Origin of the sequence: Janthinobacterium sp. CG_23.3 (genome assembly GCF_046115965.1) — a bacterium.
GTDB lineage: Bacteria > Pseudomonadota > Gammaproteobacteria > Burkholderiales > Burkholderiaceae_D > Janthinobacterium.
Map to the genome: position 1 here is coordinate 58188 of NZ_JBJXIB010000003.1, position 20030 is coordinate 78217.

The 20030-nt window shown below is 64.8% G+C and carries 16 protein-coding genes and 1 pseudogene; 12 read left to right on the plus strand and 5 right to left on the minus strand.

The window, feature by feature from the left end; all coding sequences use genetic code 11:
• The first annotated feature begins 81 nt into the window (after positions 1-81).
• The 5 genes from xdhA (at position 82) to ACFDR9_RS02290 (ending at position 7931) form a co-directional block, all read left to right on the plus strand.
• Positions 82-1548 (plus strand): xanthine dehydrogenase small subunit, encoded by a 1467-nt coding sequence (xdhA, locus tag ACFDR9_RS02270; RefSeq protein ID WP_017874642.1) that lies wholly within the window; start codon positions 82-84, stop codon positions 1546-1548.
• Positions 1549-1567: 19 nt separating this feature from the next.
• Positions 1568-3916 (plus strand): xanthine dehydrogenase molybdopterin binding subunit, encoded by a 2349-nt coding sequence (gene xdhB, locus ACFDR9_RS02275; RefSeq protein WP_409029909.1) that lies wholly within the window; start codon positions 1568-1570, stop codon positions 3914-3916.
• Between the two features lie 76 nt (positions 3917-3992).
• A complete protein-coding gene (locus ACFDR9_RS02280) occupies positions 3993-4466 on the plus strand; it encodes a heme-degrading domain-containing protein (protein ID WP_026132391.1) in 474 nt (157 codons plus the stop codon).
• A gap of 618 nt (positions 4467-5084) precedes the next feature.
• A complete protein-coding gene (locus tag ACFDR9_RS02285; protein WP_409029910.1) occupies positions 5085-6443 on the plus strand; it encodes a uracil-xanthine permease family protein in 1359 nt (452 codons plus the stop codon).
• A 114-nt stretch (positions 6444-6557) separates the two neighbouring features.
• Positions 6558-7931, plus strand: a complete 1374-nt coding sequence (locus ACFDR9_RS02290) for an 8-oxoguanine deaminase (protein WP_026132392.1) — start codon at positions 6558-6560, stop codon at positions 7929-7931.
• Between the two features lie 17 nt (positions 7932-7948).
• On the opposite strand, the gene ACFDR9_RS02295 is transcribed toward ACFDR9_RS02290, so the two are convergent.
• Positions 7949-8110 carry a hypothetical protein gene (locus ACFDR9_RS02295; RefSeq protein WP_409029911.1) on the minus strand — a complete coding sequence of 54 codons (162 nt, stop codon included), beginning with the start codon at positions 8108-8110 and terminating at the stop codon, positions 7949-7951.
• A gap of 168 nt (positions 8111-8278) precedes the next feature.
• Here ACFDR9_RS02295 and ACFDR9_RS02300 point away from each other — a divergent pair, with 168 nt between their 5' ends.
• From ACFDR9_RS02300 to ACFDR9_RS02315, 4 genes are all read left to right on the plus strand, one after another.
• On the plus strand, positions 8279-8560 hold the full coding sequence (locus ACFDR9_RS02300; protein ID WP_409029912.1) for an AbfB domain-containing protein: 282 nt from the start codon (positions 8279-8281) through the stop codon (positions 8558-8560).
• 12 nt (positions 8561-8572) lie between these two features.
• The gene (locus tag ACFDR9_RS02305) at positions 8573-10825 is read left to right on the plus strand and encodes a family 43 glycosylhydrolase (protein WP_409029913.1); all 2253 of its coding nucleotides are present in this window, start codon (positions 8573-8575) and stop codon (positions 10823-10825) included.
• Positions 10826-10904: 79 nt separating this feature from the next.
• On the plus strand, positions 10905-12392 hold the full coding sequence (locus ACFDR9_RS02310) for a family 43 glycosylhydrolase (RefSeq protein ID WP_409029914.1): 1488 nt from the start codon (positions 10905-10907) through the stop codon (positions 12390-12392).
• A gap of 62 nt (positions 12393-12454) precedes the next feature.
• Positions 12455-13048, plus strand: a complete 594-nt coding sequence (locus tag ACFDR9_RS02315; protein ID WP_409029915.1) for a hypothetical protein — start codon at positions 12455-12457, stop codon at positions 13046-13048.
• 25 nt (positions 13049-13073) lie between these two features.
• Here the strand turns inward: ACFDR9_RS02315 and ACFDR9_RS02320 are convergent, their stop codons facing one another.
• From ACFDR9_RS02320 to uraH, 4 genes are all read right to left on the minus strand, one after another.
• Complete coding sequence (locus ACFDR9_RS02320; protein ID WP_017874651.1) at positions 13074-13784, minus strand: GntR family transcriptional regulator; 711 nt, start codon at positions 13782-13784, stop codon at positions 13074-13076.
• A 138-nt stretch (positions 13785-13922) separates the two neighbouring features.
• Positions 13923-14933, minus strand: a complete 1011-nt coding sequence (locus tag ACFDR9_RS02325; RefSeq protein WP_017874652.1) for a LysR family transcriptional regulator — start codon at positions 14931-14933, stop codon at positions 13923-13925.
• Positions 14934-15077: 144 nt separating this feature from the next.
• Positions 15078-16376: a urate hydroxylase PuuD gene (locus tag ACFDR9_RS02330; RefSeq protein WP_409029916.1), complete on the minus strand. Its 1299-nt coding sequence runs from the start codon at positions 16374-16376 to the stop codon at positions 15078-15080.
• 49 nt (positions 16377-16425) lie between these two features.
• Positions 16426-16779, minus strand: coding sequence for a hydroxyisourate hydrolase (uraH, locus tag ACFDR9_RS02335; protein ID WP_409029917.1), 354 nt, complete (start codon positions 16777-16779; stop codon positions 16426-16428).
• Positions 16780-17003: 224 nt separating this feature from the next.
• On the opposite strand from uraH, the gene puuE reads away from it, so the two are divergent.
• From puuE to ACFDR9_RS02350, 3 genes and pseudogenes are all read left to right on the plus strand, one after another.
• A complete protein-coding gene (gene puuE, locus ACFDR9_RS02340; protein WP_409029918.1) occupies positions 17004-17951 on the plus strand; it encodes an allantoinase PuuE in 948 nt (315 codons plus the stop codon).
• Positions 17948-18466: a 2-oxo-4-hydroxy-4-carboxy-5-ureidoimidazoline decarboxylase gene (gene uraD, locus ACFDR9_RS02345; protein WP_017874656.1), complete on the plus strand. Its 519-nt coding sequence runs from the start codon at positions 17948-17950 to the stop codon at positions 18464-18466. The genes puuE and uraD overlap by 4 nt, the downstream gene beginning before the upstream one ends.
• Positions 18467-18743: 277 nt before the next feature.
• Positions 18744-19942, plus strand: a pseudogene (locus ACFDR9_RS02350) (ABC transporter substrate-binding protein).
• Positions 19943-20030: the final 88 nt, after the last annotated feature.

A 20030-nucleotide genomic window follows, 5' to 3' on the forward strand; every position in this document is an offset into this window, starting at 1 on the left:
GTGTCAGGAGCTGTAGTGCAAAGGCGCGCCGGGCCGCGCGATATGCAGCAGTCTCTATAAAAAATACACGATGGAGATTTCATGTCAGAACCAATCCGCTTTTTCTACCAAGGCAGCACCCACAGCGTCGAGAACGCCTCGCCCACGCGCACCGTGCTGCAGCATCTGCGCGAGGACTTGCATTGCACCGGCACCAAGGAAGGCTGCGCCGAGGGCGATTGCGGCGCCTGCACGGTCGTCATCGGCGAATTGCAGGACGGCGAAGTGCGCATGAAGTCCGTCAACGCCTGTATCCAGATGCTGCCCACGCTGGACGGCAAGGCGCTGTTCACGGTGGAAGACTTGAAGAACCAGCAAACCCTGCACCCGGTGCAGCAGGCCATCGTCGAGTGCCACGGCTCCCAGTGCGGCTTTTGCACGCCGGGTTTCGTGATGTCGCTGTGGGACCTGTACCTGAAGCACGAAGACGACGACAACATTCCCGAACGTAAGCAAATCGACGAGGCCCTGTCCGGCAATCTGTGCCGCTGCACCGGCTACCGTCCCCTCATCCAGGCGGCGCAACGCATGTGCGAATTACCCAAACAACGCTTCGACCGCGACGCCATGACGTCGGCGCTGCGCGCGATCGAACGCAAGGAATCGTTTTCCTACACCCACGACGGCCAGAGCTTCCACGCGCCGCGCACGCTGGCCGAATTGCTGGCGCTGCGCGCCGCCCGGCCGCAGGCGGTCATCCTGGCCGGCTCGACCGACGTCGGCCTGTGGGTCACCAAGCAAATGCGCGAGCTGGTCGACGTGATCTACCTGGGCCAGGTGGCCGAGCTGAAACGCATGGGCAACATCGACGGCATGCTGGAAGTGGGCGCCGGCGTCAGCCTGAACGACGCCTACGGCGCGATTGCCGCCTTGTACCCGGAGCAATTGACCGACATGTGGAAACGCTTCGCCTCGCTGCCGATCCGCAACGCCGGCACCTTGGGCGGCAACGTCGCCAACGGCTCGCCGATCGGCGATTCGATGCCGTGGTTGATCGCGCTCGGCGCCGAGGTGGTGCTGAACGGCGTGCGCGGGCGCCGCGTGCTGCCGCTGGAAAAACTCTACCTGGCGTACCAGAAAAAAGACATGCAGCCGGACGAGATCGTCGAGGCGGTGCGCGTGCCCCTGCCGGCCGAGCAATTGATTTTCCGCACCTACAAGCTGGCCAAGCGCTTCGACCAGGACATCTCCGCCGTCTGCGCCGCGTTCTCGGCCACGCTGGACGGCAACACGGTGCGCGACGTGCGCATCGCCTTCGGCGGCATGGCCGCCACGCCGAAGCGCGCCGACCACGCCGAGGCGGCGCTGGAGGGCAAGGTCTGGGACGAGGCCGCCGTCGAGGCCGCCATGGAGTTGATGACGCGCGACTACGCGCCGCTGTCCGACATGCGCGCCTCGGGAGAATACCGTATGACGACGGCGCAAAACCTGCTGCGCCGCTTCTGGCTGGAAACCCGGCCGGACGCGCCGTTGCCGGCGTCCGCCACCAACGCCTTTGCCCACGCTTGAGCACGCCAGGAGACATGATATGAACAAACAAACCGAAGCTTTCCTGCTGACGCCGACGGCGCCGATCAACTGGACCGAAGTGGGCAAGTCGCACCCGCACGAGTCGGCCGTGCTGCACGTGCTGGGCGAGGCCACCTACACCGACGACGTGCCCGAATTGCAAGGCACGCTGCACGCGGCGCTGGGCCTGTCGCAAAAGGCGCACGCGCGCATCGTCTCGATGCATTTCGACGCCGTGCTGGCCGCTTCCGGCGTGGTCGCGGTCTACACCGCCGCCGACATCCCCGGCGCCAACGAGTGCGGCCCGATCATCCACGACGACCCGATCCTGGCCGACGGCCTGGTCGAGTACGTCGGCCAGCCGATGTTCATCGTCGTCGCCGCCTCGCACGACCAGGCCCGCCGCGCGGCGCGCAAGGTCGAGGTGGTGTACGAGGAATTGCCGGCCATACTGACGCCGTTGGAGGCGAAGGCGGCGCAGTCCTTCGTGCTGCCGCCGATGTCGCTGAAACGCGGCGACGCCCGCCGCGCCCTCGACGCCGCGCCGCACAAGCTCGCCGGCCAGCTGAACGTCGGCGGCCAGGAGCAGTTTTACCTGGAAGGGCAGATCTCCTACGCCATTCCGAAAGAGGACCAGGGCATGCACGTGCTGTGCTCGACCCAGCACCCGAGCGAGATGCAGCACATCGTCGCGCACACGCTGGGCGTGCATTCGCACAAGGTGCAGGTCGAATGCCGGCGCATGGGCGGCGGCTTCGGCGGCAAGGAGTCGCAGTCCGGCCTGTGGGCCGCTTGCGCGTCCATCGCCGCGGCGGCGCTGAAGCGCCCGGTCAAGCTGCGCGCCGACCGCGACGACGACATGATGGTCACCGGCAAGCGCCACGAATTCCACTACGACTACGAGGTCGGCTACGACGACAACGGCCTGATCCTGGGCGCGAAAGTGGAAATGGTGTCGCGCGCCGGCTTCTCGGCCGACCTGTCCGGCCCGGTGGCGACGCGCGCCGTCTGCCACTTCGACAACACCTACTACCTGTCCGACGTCGATATCAAGGCCATGTGCGGCAAGACCAACACCCAGTCGAACACCGCCTTCCGCGGCTTCGGCGGGCCGCAGGGCGCCATCGCCATCGAATACATCGTCGATGAAATCGCCCGCACGCTGGGCCGCGACGCGCTCGACATCCGCAAGGTGAATTTCTACGGCCGCAACGACGCCGAGGGCCGCAACGTCACGCAATACGGCCAGAAAGTGGTCGACAACGTCATCCACGAACTGGTCGCCGAGCTGGAGGAGAGCGGCCAATACCGCGCCCGCCGCGAGGCCGTCGAGGCCTTCAACGCCACCAGCCCGGTGCTGAAGAAGGGCCTGGCGCTGACGCCGCACAAATTCGGCATCGCCTTCAACGTCACCCATTTGAACCAGGCCGGCGCGCTGGTCCACGTCTACGTCGACGGCTCGGTGCTGGTCAACCACGGCGGCACCGAAATGGGGCAGGGCATCAACACCAAGGTGATGCAGGTGGTCGCGCACGAACTGGGCGTGGCGCTGCATTCGGTGCGCGTCACCGCCACCGACACCAGCAAGGTCGCCAACACCTCGGCCACGGCGGCGTCCACCGGCGCCGACTTGAACGGCAAGGCGGCGCAGGACGCGGCGCGGCAAATCCGCGAGCGCCTGGCGGCGTTCGCCGCCACCACCTACGGCGGCGCGGCCGGCGACGTGGTCTTCACAGACCAGCGCGTCGAGGTCAACGGCGTCACCGTGACCTTCGCCGACCTGGTCGGGAAAGCCTACCTGGCGCGGGTGCAACTGTGGTCCGACGGCTTCTACGCCACGCCGAACCTGCACTGGGACCGCGACACCATGACCGGCAACCCGTTCTCCTACTTCGCCTACGGCGCGGCGGTGTCCGAGGTCATCGTCGACACGCTGACGGGCGAATGGCGCCTGCTGCGCGCCGACGCGCTGTACGACGCCGGCAACTCGCTCAACCCGGCCATCGACGTCGGCCAGGTAGAGGGCGCGTTCATCCAGGGCATGGGCTGGCTGACCACCGAGGAACTGTGGTGGAACAAGGCCGGCAAGCTGATGACGCACGCGCCGTCGACCTACAAGATCCCGGCCATTTCGGACTGCCCGGAGGACTTCCGCGTCAAGCTGTTCAAGAACCGCAACGTCGCCGACAGCATCCACCGCTCGAAGGCGGTGGGCGAGCCGCCGCTGCTGCTGCCGTTCTCGGTGTTCTTCGCCATCCGCGACGCGGTCGCCAGCGTCGCCGGCGGCAAGGTCAACCCGCCGCTGCAGGCGCCCGCCACCAGCGAGGCGATCCTCAAGGCCGTGCGCGCGCTGACGCATCCACGTTAAGCCCCCCCGGGCCAGCGGCTTCGCGCTTTTCTTTATTCGGTACAATGCCCTTTTGGGCGGCGAATCGGAGAAGTGAATGGGCATGGACTACGACAAGCTGCTGGCAAGCTTGCTGGAACACGAGGAAAGATTGCAGTTCGACAGCTTCAGCAACGACAGCGCGCTGGACATTGGCACGCGCCTGGTTGCGGCGGTACGGGGCAGGGGACAAGCCGTTGCGGTTGACATTAGCCGCAACGGCCAGCAGTTGTTCCAGCACGCGATGGACGGGACGACGCCGGACAACGCGGACTGGATACGCCGCAAGAACAACGTGGTCCAGCGCTTCGCCCACAGCTCCTTCTATATGGGCAACTACTATCTGAGCCGGGGCCTGAGCTTCAGCGCCCACACCGGCCTCGACCCCTTGCACTACGCCGCCCACGGCGGCGCCTTCCCCTTGCTACTCAGGGGAACCGGCATGGTCGGCACCATCAGCATTTCCGGCCTGCCGCAGGCCGAGGACCACGAGATCGTCACGACGGTGCTGGCGGGCTTTCTTTTCCGCTGACCCGGCGCCGCAAATGCCGTTAAATTGGCGGGCCGATACGTCCAAAAAACCACGGGCAATGAGCCGGGGTCCGACCTCCAGGTCCGCCCCCAGGATTGCGCCCGTGGTTTGCGCGCGCATGCGCCGTTGAGCCGGCACCTCTCCCCGCCGCCGCCGCGGCGCGCATTCCATACTTTTAATACGCAAATGCTGTATACAAAATCGGTTGACAATCCATTGCTGAATGGGCATCATCGTTCGTGTTGGAACCAAGTTTTTCCGGTTCGGCAATACTAACGACGTCGACGCCAGAAGCGACGCAGCAGTGCTCACACTCACTTGGAGAGAGACTATATGCGTCCCATGCTAGCCATCGCCGTGCCTGCAACGCCTGCTTCGCGCCCCGCGCCGGACCACGTCCGCGAGGCGCCGCCTCCGCACTATCCATCATCCCTTCTTACCGCTCTGCAGCGTGACACCGTGCGGCCATCCACCGCGCGCGCCCATGCACAACGTCGACAAGCAATCCTTGCCGCGCAGTCTTAACACCATCCCGATTTGCGCGCGGCCTGGGCAAGCCGAGCGAGTAGTTCAGTAGTAAGCGCCGCCTAAATACAATAAAAGATGGAGACAATTAACATGAATAACTTGCTGTTCCAGGTCGAGGATCGTCCTCCACTGCTGACCTCCCTCCTGTTGGCCGCCCAGCACATGCTGGCCGCCCTCGGTGGCATCATCGCCGTGCCGCTGGTCGTGGGCGCCGCCCTCAAACTGCCGGCCGATCAAATCATCGCCCTGATCAACGCCGCGCTGCTCGGCTCGGGCGTGGTCACCTTCCTGCAGTGCAAAGGCGTCGGCCCGGTCGGCATCCGCCTGCCGTGCGTGATGGGTACCAGCTTCGCCTTCGTCGGCGCGGCCATCAGCGTCGGCATCGAACACGGCGTGCCGGGTATTATGGGATCGTCGCTGGCCGGCTCGCTGGTCATGATCATCGGTAGCCGCTTCATGCCGGTGATCCGCAAACTGTTCCCGCACGCCGTCACCGGCGTCGTCGTGACGATGATCGGCCTGTCGTTGACGCCGGTGGCGATCGACTGGGCGGCCGGCGGCGTGCCGCGCGGCAGCGTCGGCTACGGCTCCCCCGCCAGCCTGGGCGTTGCGCTGTTCGTCCTCGTGACGGTGATCGCGCTGGTGCAATTCGGCAAGGGCATCATTTCCGCCGCCGCCGTGGTGATCGGCATGTCGATCGGCTACGCCGTCTGCCTGGCCATGGGCCTGGTCAATTTCGCGCCGGTGCACAGTGCGCAGATCTTCGCCGTGCCGCAGCCGCTGGCCTACGGCATGAGCTTCCCGATTGGCGGCATCGTCGCCATGGGCATCGCCTTCCTGGTGACGATGGTCGAAACCACCGGCGCCTTCATGGCGCTGGGCGCGGCCACCAACACCAAAATCCGCGGCAGCAGCCTGGCCCGCGGTATCCTGTGCGACGGCGTCGGTTCGGCCTTCACCGCCGTGATGTCGAGCCCTCCGGTGTCGACCTTCGCGCAAAACGTCGGCATCATTTCGCTGACCGGCGTGGCCAGCCGCCATGTCGTCGCCCTGACCGGCGTCATGTTGTTCATGGCCGGCCTGTTTCCGGTGCTGGGCGCGGTCGTCGTGACGATTCCGAAGCCTGTCATCGGCGGCGCCGGCTTGATGATGTTCGCGATGATCATCTCGGCCGGCATCCAGTTGCTCAGCAACGTAGAGCACAACAAGCGCAACGGCATCATCATCGCCGTCTCGATCGGTTGCGGCCTGGCCGTGTCGGTGCGCCCTGAACTGCTGGGCCAACTGCCGGCCTTCGTCAAGGAGATCTTCGGTTCCGGCATTACCGTCGGCGCCCTGGTCGCCATTGCCTTGAACCTGGTGCTGCCGGAGCGTCCGGTCGAAGCCGTCGAAGAGGACGAGGACGCGCCGCCGCAAGCGTTTGTGACCAAGGAGCTGGAGACGGTGTAAACTAGCGGCAACCGCGGCGCGGATCTTTCCCGCCGCGGTTTTTTTCACATTGTTTCCGCAGTGCGCGTGCATTGTTTCCGCAGTGTTTTTTCATTCTTTACCATCTACACAAAAATGACTAAAACTCTCTTGATCAAAAACGCGCGCGTGCTTGTCACCATGGACGACGAGCGCCGCGAAATCGTCGACGGCGCCGTCTTCATCCAAGGCAACGTGATCGCGCAGGTGGGCGCCTCCGCCGACCTGCCGCGAGAGGCCGACGAGGTCATCGACGCGCGCAACCACGTCGTCATGCCGGGCCTGATCAACACCCACCACCATATGTACCAGAGCCTGACGCGGGTGATTCCAACGGCGCAAAACGGTGAATTGTTCAATTGGCTGAGCAACCTGTATCCGATCTGGGCCAACCTCAGCGCCGACATGGTGCGCGTTTCCAGCCTGACCGCGATGTCGGAGCTGATCCTGTCGGGCTGCACCACCAGCAGCGACCACCTGTACATTTACCCGAACGACTGCACGCTGGACGACAGTATCGCGGCGGCGCGGCAGATCGGCATGCGCTTCCACGCGGCGCGCGGCTCGATGAGCGTGGGCCAGTCGAAGGGCGGCCTGCCGCCGGACTGCGTGGTCGAGGAGGAGGGCGCGATCTTACGCGACACCCAGCGCCTGATCGAGACCTACCACGACGCCGGCCGCTACGCCATGCAACGCATCGTGGTGGCGCCGTGCTCGCCGTTTTCGGTCTCGCGCGACTTGATGAAGGAGTCGGCGGCGATGGCGCGCAGCTTTGGCGTGTCGCTGCACACGCACTTGGCGGAGAACGCCAACGACATCGCCTACAGCCGCGAAAAATTCAAGATGACGCCGGCCGAATACGCCGAGGACTGCGGCTGGGTCGGCCACGACGTCTGGCACGCCCACTGCGTCCAGCTCGACGACGACGGCATCTACATGTTCGGCCGCACCGGCACCGGCATCGCCCACTGCCCGTGCTCGAACATGCGGCTGGCCTCCGGCATCGCGCCGATCCGCAAGATGCTCGACCTGGGCGTGTCGGTCGGCTTGGGGGTGGACGGCTGCGCCTCGAACGACTCCGGCCATATGCTCGGCGAAGTGCGCCAGGCGATGCTGCTGCAGCGGGTCGGCTTCGGGCCGGACGCGATGACGGCGCGCCAGGCGCTGGAAGTGGCCACGCTGGGCGGCGCCAAGGTGCTCAACCGCGACGACATCGGCGCGCTCAAGCCGGGCATGGCGGCCGACATCGTCATGTTCAAACTGGACCAGATCGGCTTCGCCGGCGCGCTGCACGACCCGGTGGCGGCGCTGGTGTTCTGCACGCCGTCGAACGTCTCGTACAGCATCATCAACGGCAAAGTGGTGGTGCGCGACGGCGTGCTGGGCACCGTCGACCTGCCGCTCGTCATCGAGCGCCACAACGAACTGGCGCGCGAACTGGCGCTGGCCGCCGGCGTCAAACCCAGCTAACACGGCGCGGCGTTCGCTCAAGACTGCCGCCGCAATAAAAAACCGGATGCGTAAGTCCGGGTCGACCTCCAACGGTCCGGCCCCGGCTTCACGCCGCCGGTTTTTTTTGTTTTCGGCGCGCGCACGCCGAAACCGATATGCAAATAGGCATCGGCCTGTCCAAATAATTGATTGGCCATATTTTCCTGTAAAAGTTAGCATCGTCCACCATTGAGATCTTGTGGGGACGGGTCAAGTTAGCTTGAAAAAGAATCCATCACTTCCCATAATTACTTAATGGTGCGCGGCAATAATTCATACTAATAATAAATAATGAATTTGACTGTTCATTAAGCATGGAGACGAAGATGAGGCAAGCGGTAGCAAAAGTTCTGCCATGGGTATGCGCATCCATATCCGCCTGTGTCGCCAATTCAAGTTGGGCGCGTGGGCCCCTGCGCCATTCCAACTTCAACCTAGTGCTGAACAAAAACGACGCCACCAGCGGATTCAAGGCGGACGCCACCTTCCACAAAGTGGCTGGCCTGGCCGACGGGGCGTGGAGTTCGTTCAAGTCGTATGACTTTCCGAACTGGTACATCCGCCATGCAAACCAGGCGCTGTGCATGGCCCGGCATATCCACCCATAACGGAGACTTTCCATGACAATTTTTACACTCGCCCGGCGGGCGGTGGCCCTTCTTTTGCCCGTCACTTTGTTGTGGGGCGCGTCTGCGGGCGTTCAGGCCGAAATTCAGGGGCCGGCCAATGCCCTGGGCTTTCGCAATGCCAACCTGCTGCACCGCGCCGACCCCTGGGTCTACAAACACACCGACGGCTATTACTATTACATGTCGACGGTGCCGGAATTCGACCGGCTCGAATTGCGCAAGTCGCGCACGCTGAGCGGCGTCGGTAGCGCCGCGCCGCTGGTGATCTGGAACAAGCACGCCAGTGGCATCATGGGCGCCAATATCTGGGCGCCGGAAATCCATTTCATCAACAACAAGTGGTACGTGTATTTCACGGCGGGTGAATCGGGCAACGCCTTTAACGTGCGCTTGTATGCGCTGGAAAACAGTTCCGCCGACCCAAGCGCCGGCGCCTGGACCGAGGCCGGGCGCATTCACACCGCGTGGGACAGTTTTACGCTCGACGCGACCAGCTTCATGCACAACAACCTGCAATACCTGGTGTTTGCGCAAAAAGACCCCAACATCGCCGGCAACTCGAACCTGTATATCGCCCGCATGACCGACCCGCTGCACGTCGACACCGGCACCCAGGTCATGCTGACCAAGCCGGTGCTGAGCTGGGAGCAACAAGGGCCGTGGGTCAACGAAGCCCCGGAGGTCATCAAGCGCAACGGCAAGGTCTTCATTGCCTATTCCGCCAGCTCGTGCGACCCGCGCTACGTGATGGGCATGCTGAGCGCCGCCGATACCAGTAACTTGCTGTCGGCCGCCTCCTGGTCCAAGTCGGCGACGCCGGTGTTCCAGTCCAATCCGACGGCGAACGCCTACGGCCCCGGCCACAACGCCTTCGCGCAGTCGCCGGACGGTAGCGAAGACTACATCATTTACCACGCCTATTCCGACGCCACGGTGAATACCTGTTTCGGCGACCAGCGCAGCATGCGCATGCAGAAAATCGGCTGGAACACCGACGGTTCGCCCAACCTCGGCAAGCCGGTCTCGGCCGGCACCGTCCTGCCGCCGCCCTCGGGCGACAACCGCTTCGAAGCCGAGTATGCGGCACTCGGCGGCCAGGCCACTGTGATGTCGTACGCGAATGCGTCGCGGGGCAAGGATGTCGGCAACCTCAACGACGCCAACAGCTATGTGCGCTTCGACAACGTGAACGTGCCGGTGGCCGGCGCCTATGCCGTGTCGATGCGTTACGCCACCGGCGCCGGCGCGGCGGCCTCGCACAAGCTCAGCGTCAACGGCGGCGCCGCCACCGTCGTCAACTATCCGGCCAGCGCCGGCTGGGGCAGCTTTGCCACGGCGGTGGCCCATGTCAACCTGAACGCCGGCGCCAACGCGCTCACGCTGAGCTTTAACGCCGGCGTCGCCGAAGTCGATTACGTCCAGGTCGATCCGATCCGCTATGAAGCCGAGGCGGCAAGCATCGTCAACGGCGGCGCGGTGAACGAGGCGTCGGCGTCGAACGGGGCGAAGGTTGGCAACCTCAACCTCGCCGGCAGCTATGTACAGTTCAACGTCAACGTTCCCACGGCCGGCACCTACACGCTGGCGGCGCGCTACGACAACGGCTCGGCGGCCAACAGCACCCATGCGGTCACGCTGAACGGCGGCGCGACGGCCTACACGCTGAATTATCCGTATTACGCCGGCGACACCTGGGCCAGCTACCGCACCACCTCGGTCGACGTGCCGCTCAACGCCGGCAACAACGCGGTGCGCGTGGCCAAGGGAATCGGCTTTGCCGAACTGGACCGGATCGAAGTGCGGGCAACGCTTCGCCACAACACCAAGTACCGCCTGACCAACCGCAGCAGCGGCAAGGTGCTCGACAACGCCGACTTCGGTACGGCCGACGGCAACAACGTCCAGCAGTGGGAGGACCTGGGCAATACCGCACAGCGCTGGTTTGCCTACGACGTAGGCAATGGCTACTGGGAACTGGTCAACCAGGCCGGCGCCAAGGCGCTTCAGGTGGCCGGCAACGCGACGGCCGACGGCGCCAACGTCGACATTGCCACCTACACCGGAGCGGCGAACCAGCAATGGAAACCCGTGTATGTCGGCGATGGCAGCTACAAGTTGATCGCCCGCCACAGCGGCAAGGCGCTGGACCTGGAGTCGGCGCTGCCGGCCAACGGCACGAATGTGCGGCAGTGGCCGGATAACGGCTTGGATGCGCAAAAATGGGTGTTGGAACAGGCGCCTTAAGCGCTAAAAGTCATATCGGACAGTTTGTTAAATAGGGCCGTGCGTCACGCAGGCGGCCCAGCATAAAGGAGACGTAACCATGGCTGTTTCTGTTGTTCGCAAAGGTTTTCTGGCGTTGTCGGCGCTCGCTTGCCTGTTCCCGATAGCGCCGCTGGCACAGGCCGCGTCGAGCACCTTCATCAATCCCGTCGGACCGGCGGGCGCGTCGTCGGCCGACCCCTTCTTGATGCGCCACACCGATGGCGCTTACTATTATGTCTTTACCTCGTGGGACAAATTGGAGATCACCAAGGCGTCGTCGCTGAGCGGTATCGGCGCCGGCAAGCGGGTCACGGCTTGGACGCCGCCGGCCGGCCCTTGCTATGGCATAAACTGTAATACGCAGTGGATCTGGGCGCCCGAGCTGAACTTCATTAACGGCAAGTGGTATCTGTATTTTTCCGCGGGCGACAACAACCATGTGAACCACCGGATCTGGGTGATTTCCAACGCCAGCGCCGATCCCACCACCGGCACCTGGAGCGCGCCGGTCAAGGTGGCCGACGCCAACGACAAATGGGCGATCGACCAGACGGTAATGAACATTAACGGCCAGCTGTACATGGCCTGGTCCGGCATGGGCGGGGCGAACGACGCCGCGCCGCAAGTGATCCGTATTGCCAAGATGGGCAGCCCGACCTCGCTCATCGGCGCCGGTACGGTGGTCAGCACGCCGACCTATGGCTGGGAAACCTCCGGCGCCCCCGTCAACGAGGGGCCGCAATTCCTCCTCCACGGCGGCAAGGTGCTGATGAGTTTTTCCGCCAGCTACTGCAATACCGATGACTACAAGCTGGGCACGCTGAGCGCCAACCTCGGCGCCGACCTGACGCTGGCGTCCAACTGGAGCAAGTCCGCCACGCCGATTCTGGAAAAGGGCGCCGGGGCGTTCGGTCCCGGCCACAACAGTTTTGTGAAGTCGCCGGACGGCACCGAGGACTGGGTCGTCTACCACGCCAACCCGGCGACGGGGCAGGGATGCGGCTTGTCGCGCACCACGCGGATTCAAAAGATCACCTGGAATGGCGACACGCCGGTAATCGGCGCGCCGAGCGTGCCCGGTACGCCGGTCGCGCGTCCCGCCGGGGAAGGCAACGCGACGATTCTTTATCGCCTGCGTAACGAGGCCAGCGGCAAGGTCATGAGTATCGACCGTTTGGCCAACCCGGCGAACGGCGCGGCGATCTGGCAGTGGGCCAATTTGAACAATTCGGATCAACTCTGGACGCTCGACCCGGCCGGAAGTGGATTCGTACAGTTCACGTCTAGCTTCAACGGCAATGTCGCCGATGTCTATAACTTCGGCACCGCGCCGGGCGTGCCCGTCAAATCCTATCCAGCCATCGGCGCCAGCAACCAGCAATGGCAGTTGCTACCAACGACGTCGGAGTATTTTTCCGTCAAAAACCGCCATAGCGGGCTGATGCTGGATAACAAGGACGGCAGCACCGCCGATGGTGGCGTGATCCAGCAATGGACCGGCAACGGCCTGGCTCCCCAACGTTGGTTGCTTGAACGCGCGAACTAAAACAGTATGGCGCGGCTTGTCTTTCGGCGAAGACAAGCCGCGTATCAGCCGGGAGGGTTGGGATGTCTATGATTAAATGCGGGTGGGCCGGAGTGGCGGCGATCGCCGCGGTCGTGCTGGGCTATTACACCGTCGGTGAAACCAGTGCGCCCTCAAGCGTCGCTGCGGCGCCAGCCGCCATGGCGCAAACGGTCAACTTCGGGGACGGCGGCCAGGCCGGCTGCGCCGCAGTTATACATGCGAGCCCGTTTGCGCGCGACAAAGCCAACTGCATCGCCGACGCCGCGCCGGCGCTGGTGGCGGAAAACGGCGACGCCAGGGAGTTGCACGCCAAAGTGAACCAGCTGCCGTCTTGCCAGGGACCTCAGCAAATAAACAATTTAACGCCGGCGTGCGTCAAGTTGAACGCCGGCGCGGCAAGCCTTGTCAGGCAGCTCGAAGCGCTGGTCGAGCAGGGCGACGCGGAGGCGAGGATGGCATTGTCCGACGTGGTGCGGCGCCAGCTAGGCACAAGGACGGCAAGCGGCGAGTATCTCGATGAGATTGAACGCGCCGAGGCGGTCTTGTTACGCATCGCCGCCAGCGGCGGTGTCGAATCCGAGAAGCGGATTGCCCGTCCCGGAAGCGCCGCGGCTGGACCGCGCTTCGCGAACTAGCGCGCCGGCCGGACCGGCGCCGTCCTTACATCAGCAGCGCCGACACCAAGTCTTTTTTGCCTTCGCTGGCGCGGCCGTCGAACTGCAGCGCCGCCTCGACGTGGCTCAGGTGGTGCAGCATCAGGTGCGCCGCCTTGTCGGCGTCGCCGGCCTTGGCCGCTTCGAGGAAGTCGGTGTGCTCGTCGGACGAGCAGACCGCGTCGCGGTCCGACTGGTACAGCATGGTGATCAGCGAGCTGCGTCCGACCAGTTCGCGTACGATTTCCTTTAGCACCTGGTTGCCGACGACGTCGGCCAGCAGCACGTGGAAGTCGCCCAGCAGCTGCGAACGCACCTTCGTGCTATCGCTGGAGAGCGCATTGCGTTCGGCCTTCAGGTGCCGTTCCAGCATCTTGTAGTCGGCCGGCTTGGCCTTGGCGACGAATTCGCGCGCCAGCGCCGTTTCAATAATGCGCCGCGCGGCGAAGATGTCGCGCGACTCGGTTTCGCTGGGCTGGCTGACGAAGGCGCCCTTGTCGGGGATGATGTTGATCAGCTTGTCTTTCGACAGGATCAGCAACGCCGCGCGGATCTTGGTCCGGCTGACCGAGTACAAGCGGCACAGCGCCTCTTCGCGCAGCTTGGTGCCGGGCGGCAGCTTGCGCGCCGCGATGGCCTCGGCGATGTCGTGGGCGATCTCGTTCGAACTGTCGCCTGTGCTCTGCTTTTCTTCGCTTGCTGCGTTGATGTTGGCCATAGAAATAGGACGATAAACCTTTGATGGATGGGCTGCCTCGGCTGACTGCTGTTTCCCAGCCGGCGCGGAACCCGGAAACGATGTCGTCATGATACATGGGCAACCATATATTTACTATGCCGCCGCCCGGCGCGCCGCTTAGCGTGGCACCGTTACATCGTTGGCCGTGCCGCCCAGCACCTCGTACGGGTTCTTGCCCATCACTTCGCGCGAGGCGTCGGCCACCAGCTTGCGCAACCACTGCACCTCGGGCGCGCTGTGCGAGCGTTCGTGCCACAGCATGAAAAAGCGCATTTTCGGCATCGGCATGGGCATCGGCAGCACCGCGATCGGCCACTGGCGGCCGAAGTGCATGGCGAAGCAGTGGCTGGTGGTGAAGATCAGGTCGGTTTTCGCCAGCACGTAGGGCACCATGCCGAAGTAGGGAATGGTCATCTTGATCTGCCGCTTCATGCCTTGCTCGGCCAGCGCGCTGTCGATGATGCTGCGGTGGCCCATCATGTAGGGAGTCGGCGCCAGGTGCGCCATGTCCAGGTAGTACTTCAGCGACAGGCCCTTCTTGACGACCGGGTGCTCGCTGTTGAGCATGCACACCAGTTCGTCCTCGAACAGGTGCGCCAGGTGCAGGTGCTGCGGCTGCTCGGGCCAGTTGCCGATGACGATGTCGAGTTCGCCGCTTTCCAGCGCCGACGAGTAGTCGAAGCCGGCGTTGAGCGAGTGGATCACCAGGCCGGCGTGCGGCGCGCGCGCGCGCACCGTTTCCATGATCAGCGGGATCAGCAGCACGCTCAGGTAGTCCGGCGCGCCCAGGTGGAACACGCGCTGGGTCAGCGCCGGCGTGAAGTCGGGCGCCGGGTTGGCGATGCTTTCCATCACGCCCAGGCCCTGTTTGGCCAGCAGCAGCAATTCCTCGCCGCGCTCGGTCGGCGTCATGCCGCTTTTGCCGCCGACCAGGATCGGGTCGCCGGTGATGTCGCGCAGGCGGCGCAGCATGTTGCTCACCGCCGGCTGCGACTTGCCCAGCTTGAGCGCGGTGCGCGTGACGCTGCGTTCGGTCAGCAGCGTGTGCAGCACCCGCAGCAGGTTGGTGTCGAGGTGGTCGTTCTGGCGCGGGGCGGTAGAGCGTTGGGGGGAGGGCAGGATAGGCATGGATGCTTTCGGCGGGCCGTATGGGTGAGGCGGGGTGGCGCAGGCTTTGCAACAAAACCAAGGGCGTAAGCCCGGGGTCGGACCGGAAGGTCCGACCCCGGTTTGGCGCCGCCGGTGTGCTGTCAGCCGGCGGCGCGCGGGCGTTTACTTCGAGCCGGCGTCATGCCATTTGGCGATGATGTCGCGTTCCTGGTCCGTGATCTTGGTCAGGTTGCCGAGCGGCATGGCCTTTTGCAGCACCACCTGCTGGTAGATCAGCTGGGCGCTGGCCTTGGTCTGCTCCGCGGTCTCGAACATCAGACCCTTGGCGGCGGTCGGCATCAAGGTCGGCTTGGCGGAGTGGCACTGGATGCAGCGCGCCGTCATGACTTGCTGCACCGCGTCGATGCCGCCGGCCGGCGCGTCGGCCACGACCACGGCGCCGGCCTCGGTCGGGGTCGACGCTTCGGTCGCGGCCGCGCTCGACGCGTTGGCGGCGGCGGTTGGCGCTGCCACGGCGGCGGCCGGGGCGGCGTGCTGCTCGGCCGGCACGACGACGCCGGGCGGCGCGATCCAGGCGATCACGGCCACCAGCAGGGCGATCGCGGCGGTCGGGAACACCAGGTTGTTGACGCCCTTGTGGCGCATGATGAAGAACTGGCGGATCAGTACGCCGGCCACCATGATCGCCACCAGCACCGCCCAGTTGTACTTGTGGCTGTAGGTCATGCTGTAGTGGTTCGACAGCATCGCCAGCAGCACCGGCAGGGTGAAATAGGTGTTGTGCACGCTGCGCTGTTTGGCGCGCTGGCCGTGGATCGGGTCGACCGGCTCGCCGGCTTTCATCGAGGCGACGGTGGTGCGCTGGCCGGGAATGATCCAGAAAAACACGTTGGCGCTCATGATGCTGGCGACCATGGCGCCGACGATCAGGAAGGCGGCGCGGCCGGAGAACAGGTGGCAGGCCGCGTACGCCGCGCCGACCACCAGCAGCACCACCAGCACCGCCAGCAGTTTTTCCTGTTTGCGCAGGACGCGGCAGGCGCTGTCATACACCAGCCAGCCGCCGACCAGGAAGGCCAGCGCCAGGCTCACGGCGGTGGCCGGGCTGAGGTCGGCCACGCTCGGGTCGATCAGGAATACCTTCGGGTTGAACAGGTAGAGCACCGAGAACAGCGCAAAGCCCGACAGCCAGGTGCTGTACGACTCCCAGTAAAACCAGTGCAGGTCGTTGGGCAGGTCACGCGGCGCGCCCAGGTATTTTTGCGGGTTGTAGAAGCCGCCGCCGTGGACGGCCCACAGCTCGCCGCCAACGCCTTTTTCCTTCAGTTCCGCGTCTTTCGGCGCGCGCAGGCTGTTGTCCAGCCAGACGAAGTAAAACGATGATCCAATCCACGCGATGGCGACGATCACATGTAACCAACGCAGCAGCAGGTTGGCCCAATCCAGTAAATAACCTTCCATTTGTCTCTCTCTATTCTATGTGTTGTGTAAAAACGGTGCGCCGGGCGTCTCAGCTGCCGCGGTAGGTCGAGTAGCTCCACGGGCTGACGGTCAGCGGCACGTGGTAGTGGGCGCCGGCGTCGGCCACGCCGAAGCGCAGCGTAATGACGTCGAGGAAGTTCGGCTGCGGCAGCTCGACGCCGAGGGCGGCGAAGTAGGGGCCGATGTGGAACTCCAGCTCGTAGACGCCCACTTGCAGCGCGTCGCCCTCGAGCAGCGGACCGCCGCAACGGCCGTCCTGGTTGGTTTTGGTGCTGCACAGCTGCGTGCGGACGTTGTCGTTGATACGGTGCAGGTAAATCTGCACGTCGCTGCCCGGCCTGCCGTGCGCAGTGTCCAGAACGTGGGTGGTTAAACGGCCCATATGGTCTCCAAGGTGAGGGAGGCGCGTGACGCCTCGAAGTGGGAAGCCGCGCGGCGCCGGAAAGACCGGTTGCCGACAGCTCCTATATTCAATAGTTGTATACAATAAGTGTTGACAATATTAGGCGGCGTAGGCATCCTTGTCAACCTGGAATTGAGAGTTTCAATCAGGACGGCGCGGAAAATCCCGCCTTCAACCACACGGCAGCGAGCGACCTTCACCCCATGCAGAATTCACCGATTTATCCGCGCGACCTGGTCGGCTACGGCCGCGACGTCCCGCACGCCCGCTGGCCGGGCCAGGCCCGCATCGCGGTCCAGTTTGTCCTTAACTACGAGGAGGGCGGCGAAAGCTGCGTGCTGCACGGCGACGCCGGCTCCGAGCAATTCCTCTCCGAGATCGTCGGCGCCGCCGCGTACGAGGCGCGCCACATGTCGATGGAGTCGATGTACGAATACGGCTCGCGCGCCGGGGTCTGGCGCATCCTGCGCGAGTTCGAGCGGCGCGCCCTGCCGTTGACGGTGTTCGGCGTGGCGATGGCCTTGCAGCGCCACCCGGAGCTGACGGCGGCCTTCGTCGAGCTGGGCCACGAAATCGCCTGCCACGGCTGGCGCTGGATCCACTACCAGAACATGGACCGCGCCACCGAGCGCGAACACCTGCGCGCCGCCGTCGAGATTTTGCGCGACCTGACCGGCAGCGCGCCGTTGGGCTGGTACACCGGGCGCGATTCGCCGAACACGCGCGAACTGGTCGTCGAGCACGGCGGCTTCGCCTACGACTCCGACTACTACGGCGACGACCTGCCGTTCTGGACCGAGGTGGCGACGCCGCATGGCGCGGCGCAGGCGCACCTGGTGGTGCCGTACACGCTGGACTGCAACGACATGCGCTTCGCCACCGCGCAGGGCTTCAACACCGGCGAGCATTTTTACCAATATTTGAAGGACAGCTTCGACGTGCTGTACGCCGAGGGCGACCCGCGGGGGCAGGACGCGCCGAAGATGCTGTCGGTCGGCATGCACTGCCGGCTGCTGGGGCGGCCCGGCCGCTTCCGCGCGCTGCAGCGCTTCCTCGACTACGTGCAGGCGCACGACAAGGTGTGGATTTGCCGCCGCGTCGACATCGCCCAGCACTGGATTACCCACCACCCTCACCGGAAACCAGCATGACGACAAACTACTCCATGGCCGCGCTCAACAACATGAGCGTCGACGAATTCACCGCCGCGCTGGGCGCGATCTACGAGCACTCGCCGTGGGTGGCGCGGCGCGCCGCCGCGCAGCGCCCGTTCGCCGACCTGGGCGTGCTGCGCGATACGATGGCCGGCGTGGTGCGCAGCGCCACCGAGGCCGAGCGCCTGAAACTGATCCAGGCCCACCCGGAGTTGGCGGGGCAGGCGGCGGTGCGCGGCGAGTTGACGGAGGAGTCGACCCGCGAGCAAAAGGGCGCCGGGCTGGACCTGTGCAACGCCGACGAATACGACCGGCTGCACACGCTGAACCGGCGGTACAACGAGAAGTTCGGCTTTCCCTTCGTGGTCGCCGTCAAGGGCCACGACCGCCACAGCATCCTGGCGCTGTTCGCCGCGCGCCTGGAGAACGCGCCCGCCGACGAGGCGCGCGAGTGCATCGACCAGATCGTCAAGATCGGCGGCTTCCGCCTGGCCGCGACGGTGGCCTGCTAATACCGCCAGTTCAGCGTTCGTCGGTCGGATTAGCGTAACGTGTAAGCCGACGCCGGGCCGCCGCCGACGCCAGTCGGGTTACGCCCTGGTGGGCTAACCCGACTACGAAAATCCTCCATTTAGAGGATTTAGGGGAATTGAGGGGATTCATTCGGTTTTTTCGTATTTTTGAGTCTGTCAGACTCAAAACGGATAATTTTACTAGTCCATAAGGCACTGTAATTTCTTGCGCCGCGCAGCATACTGTTCGCACCCTTTAGCTCTGCTGCGAACACCCATGCTGACCATTTATAGCGACAAGCACCGCCTCCACCATGGCACCGAACTGAAAGACGGCGTCCTCCAACCCAGCGTCGAAATGCCGCGCCGGGCCGACACCGTGCTGGCGCGCATCGGCGCGGTCGGCCTTGGCGCCGTGGTCGGGCCGGCCGACTACGCGTCGTCCCTGTACAGCCCGGCGCACACGCCGCGTTACATTCGTTTCCTGGAAAACGCCTGGGCCGACTGGCTGGCCGTCGGGCGCAGGCACGACGCGCTGCCGCTGATCTGGCCGGTGCGCGACTTGCGCGCCGACGTCGAACCCGAGCACATCGACGGCAAGCCGGGCTTCTATTCGATGGGCGCCGGCGTGCCGATCACCGGCGGCACCTGGGAGGCGGTGCGCAGCAGCGCCAACCTGGCGCTGACCGGCGCGCGGGCGCTGGCCGACGGCGCGCGCGGCGCCTTCGCGCTGTGCCGCCCGCCGGGCCACCACGCCGCCGCCGAATACATGGGCGGCTACTGCTATCTGAACAACGCGGCGATTGCCGCGCAGGACCTGGTCCGCCGCGGCGCCAAACGGGTGGCCGTCATCGACGAGCGCACCGCCTACGGCCAGGGCGTGGCCGACGAGTTCAGCAAGAGCGCCAAGGGCGCCGGCGTGAAGGTGGTCGCGACCCAGTTCACCAACGACAAGGCGACCAACTTCAACGCCATCCAGCGATCAAGGCGAAAAAGCCGGACCTGGTGTTCGTCGGCGGCATGGACGCCGTCGCCGGGCCGATGCTGCGGCAAATGAAGCAACTCGGCATGAATCTGCCGTTCATGGGCGGCGACGGCATTTGTTCGGAGGGCATGGCGGCGCTGGCCGGCGAGGCGATGGCCAACGACCTGCTCATTTGCGCCGAGGCCGGCGGCGTCGAGGATGCCGGCCGCAAGGGCATCGACGACTTCAACGAGGCGTACAAGAAGAAATACGGCATCGAGGCGCAGACCTATTCGCCGTACGCCTACGACGCCGTGATGACGATGGTCGAGGCGATGCAAAAAGCCGGCTCCTGGCAAGCGGAGAAATACCTGCCCGAGCTGGCGAAAATCCACCGCAAGGGCGTGACCGGCGACATCGCCTTCGACGCCAGGGGCGACATGCAACAGGGCACGTTGACGCTGTACACCTACAAACAGGGCAAGCGCCAATTGCTGGCCGTCACAAAATAGGCGTCGCCAGTATTGCCCGGCGCGCCGCCGGGCAGCCTTAGCCGGGCACCGGCAGCCGGCTCGACGACTTTGTTGCAGCAGGCGCAGG

What these genes read in the sequence shown, in the direction of transcription:
- uraD (WP_017874656.1), top strand. Translation starts at nt 17,948, where the DNA reads ATGACGACAAACTACTCCATGGCCGCGCTCAACAACATGAGCGTCGAC.
- xdhA (WP_017874642.1), top strand. Translation starts at nt 82, where the DNA reads ATGTCAGAACCAATCCGCTTTTTCTACCAAGGCAGCACCCACAGCGTC.
- ACFDR9_RS02285 (WP_409029910.1), top strand. Translation starts at nt 5,085, where the DNA reads ATGAATAACTTGCTGTTCCAGGTCGAGGATCGTCCTCCACTGCTGACC.
- ACFDR9_RS02305 (WP_409029913.1), top strand. Translation starts at nt 8,573, where the DNA reads ATGACAATTTTTACACTCGCCCGGCGGGCGGTGGCCCTTCTTTTGCCC.
- puuE (WP_409029918.1), top strand. Translation starts at nt 17,004, where the DNA reads ATGCAGAATTCACCGATTTATCCGCGCGACCTGGTCGGCTACGGCCGC.
- ACFDR9_RS02295 (WP_409029911.1), bottom strand. Translation starts at nt 8,110, where the DNA reads ATGGCCAATCAATTATTTGGACAGGCCGATGCCTATTTGCATATCGGT.
- xdhB (WP_409029909.1), top strand. Translation starts at nt 1,568, where the DNA reads ATGAACAAACAAACCGAAGCTTTCCTGCTGACGCCGACGGCGCCGATC.
- ACFDR9_RS02330 (WP_409029916.1), bottom strand. Translation starts at nt 16,376, where the DNA reads ATGGAAGGTTATTTACTGGATTGGGCCAACCTGCTGCTGCGTTGGTTA.
- ACFDR9_RS02300 (WP_409029912.1), top strand. Translation starts at nt 8,279, where the DNA reads ATGAGGCAAGCGGTAGCAAAAGTTCTGCCATGGGTATGCGCATCCATA.
- ACFDR9_RS02280 (WP_026132391.1), top strand. Translation starts at nt 3,993, where the DNA reads ATGGGCATGGACTACGACAAGCTGCTGGCAAGCTTGCTGGAACACGAG.
- ACFDR9_RS02320 (WP_017874651.1), bottom strand. Translation starts at nt 13,784, where the DNA reads ATGGCCAACATCAACGCAGCAAGCGAAGAAAAGCAGAGCACAGGCGAC.
- ACFDR9_RS02290 (WP_026132392.1), top strand. Translation starts at nt 6,558, where the DNA reads ATGACTAAAACTCTCTTGATCAAAAACGCGCGCGTGCTTGTCACCATG.
- ACFDR9_RS02310 (WP_409029914.1), top strand. Translation starts at nt 10,905, where the DNA reads ATGGCTGTTTCTGTTGTTCGCAAAGGTTTTCTGGCGTTGTCGGCGCTC.
- ACFDR9_RS02315 (WP_409029915.1), top strand. Translation starts at nt 12,455, where the DNA reads ATGTCTATGATTAAATGCGGGTGGGCCGGAGTGGCGGCGATCGCCGCG.
- uraH (WP_409029917.1), bottom strand. Translation starts at nt 16,779, where the DNA reads ATGGGCCGTTTAACCACCCACGTTCTGGACACTGCGCACGGCAGGCCG.
- ACFDR9_RS02325 (WP_017874652.1), bottom strand. Translation starts at nt 14,933, where the DNA reads ATGCCTATCCTGCCCTCCCCCCAACGCTCTACCGCCCCGCGCCAGAAC.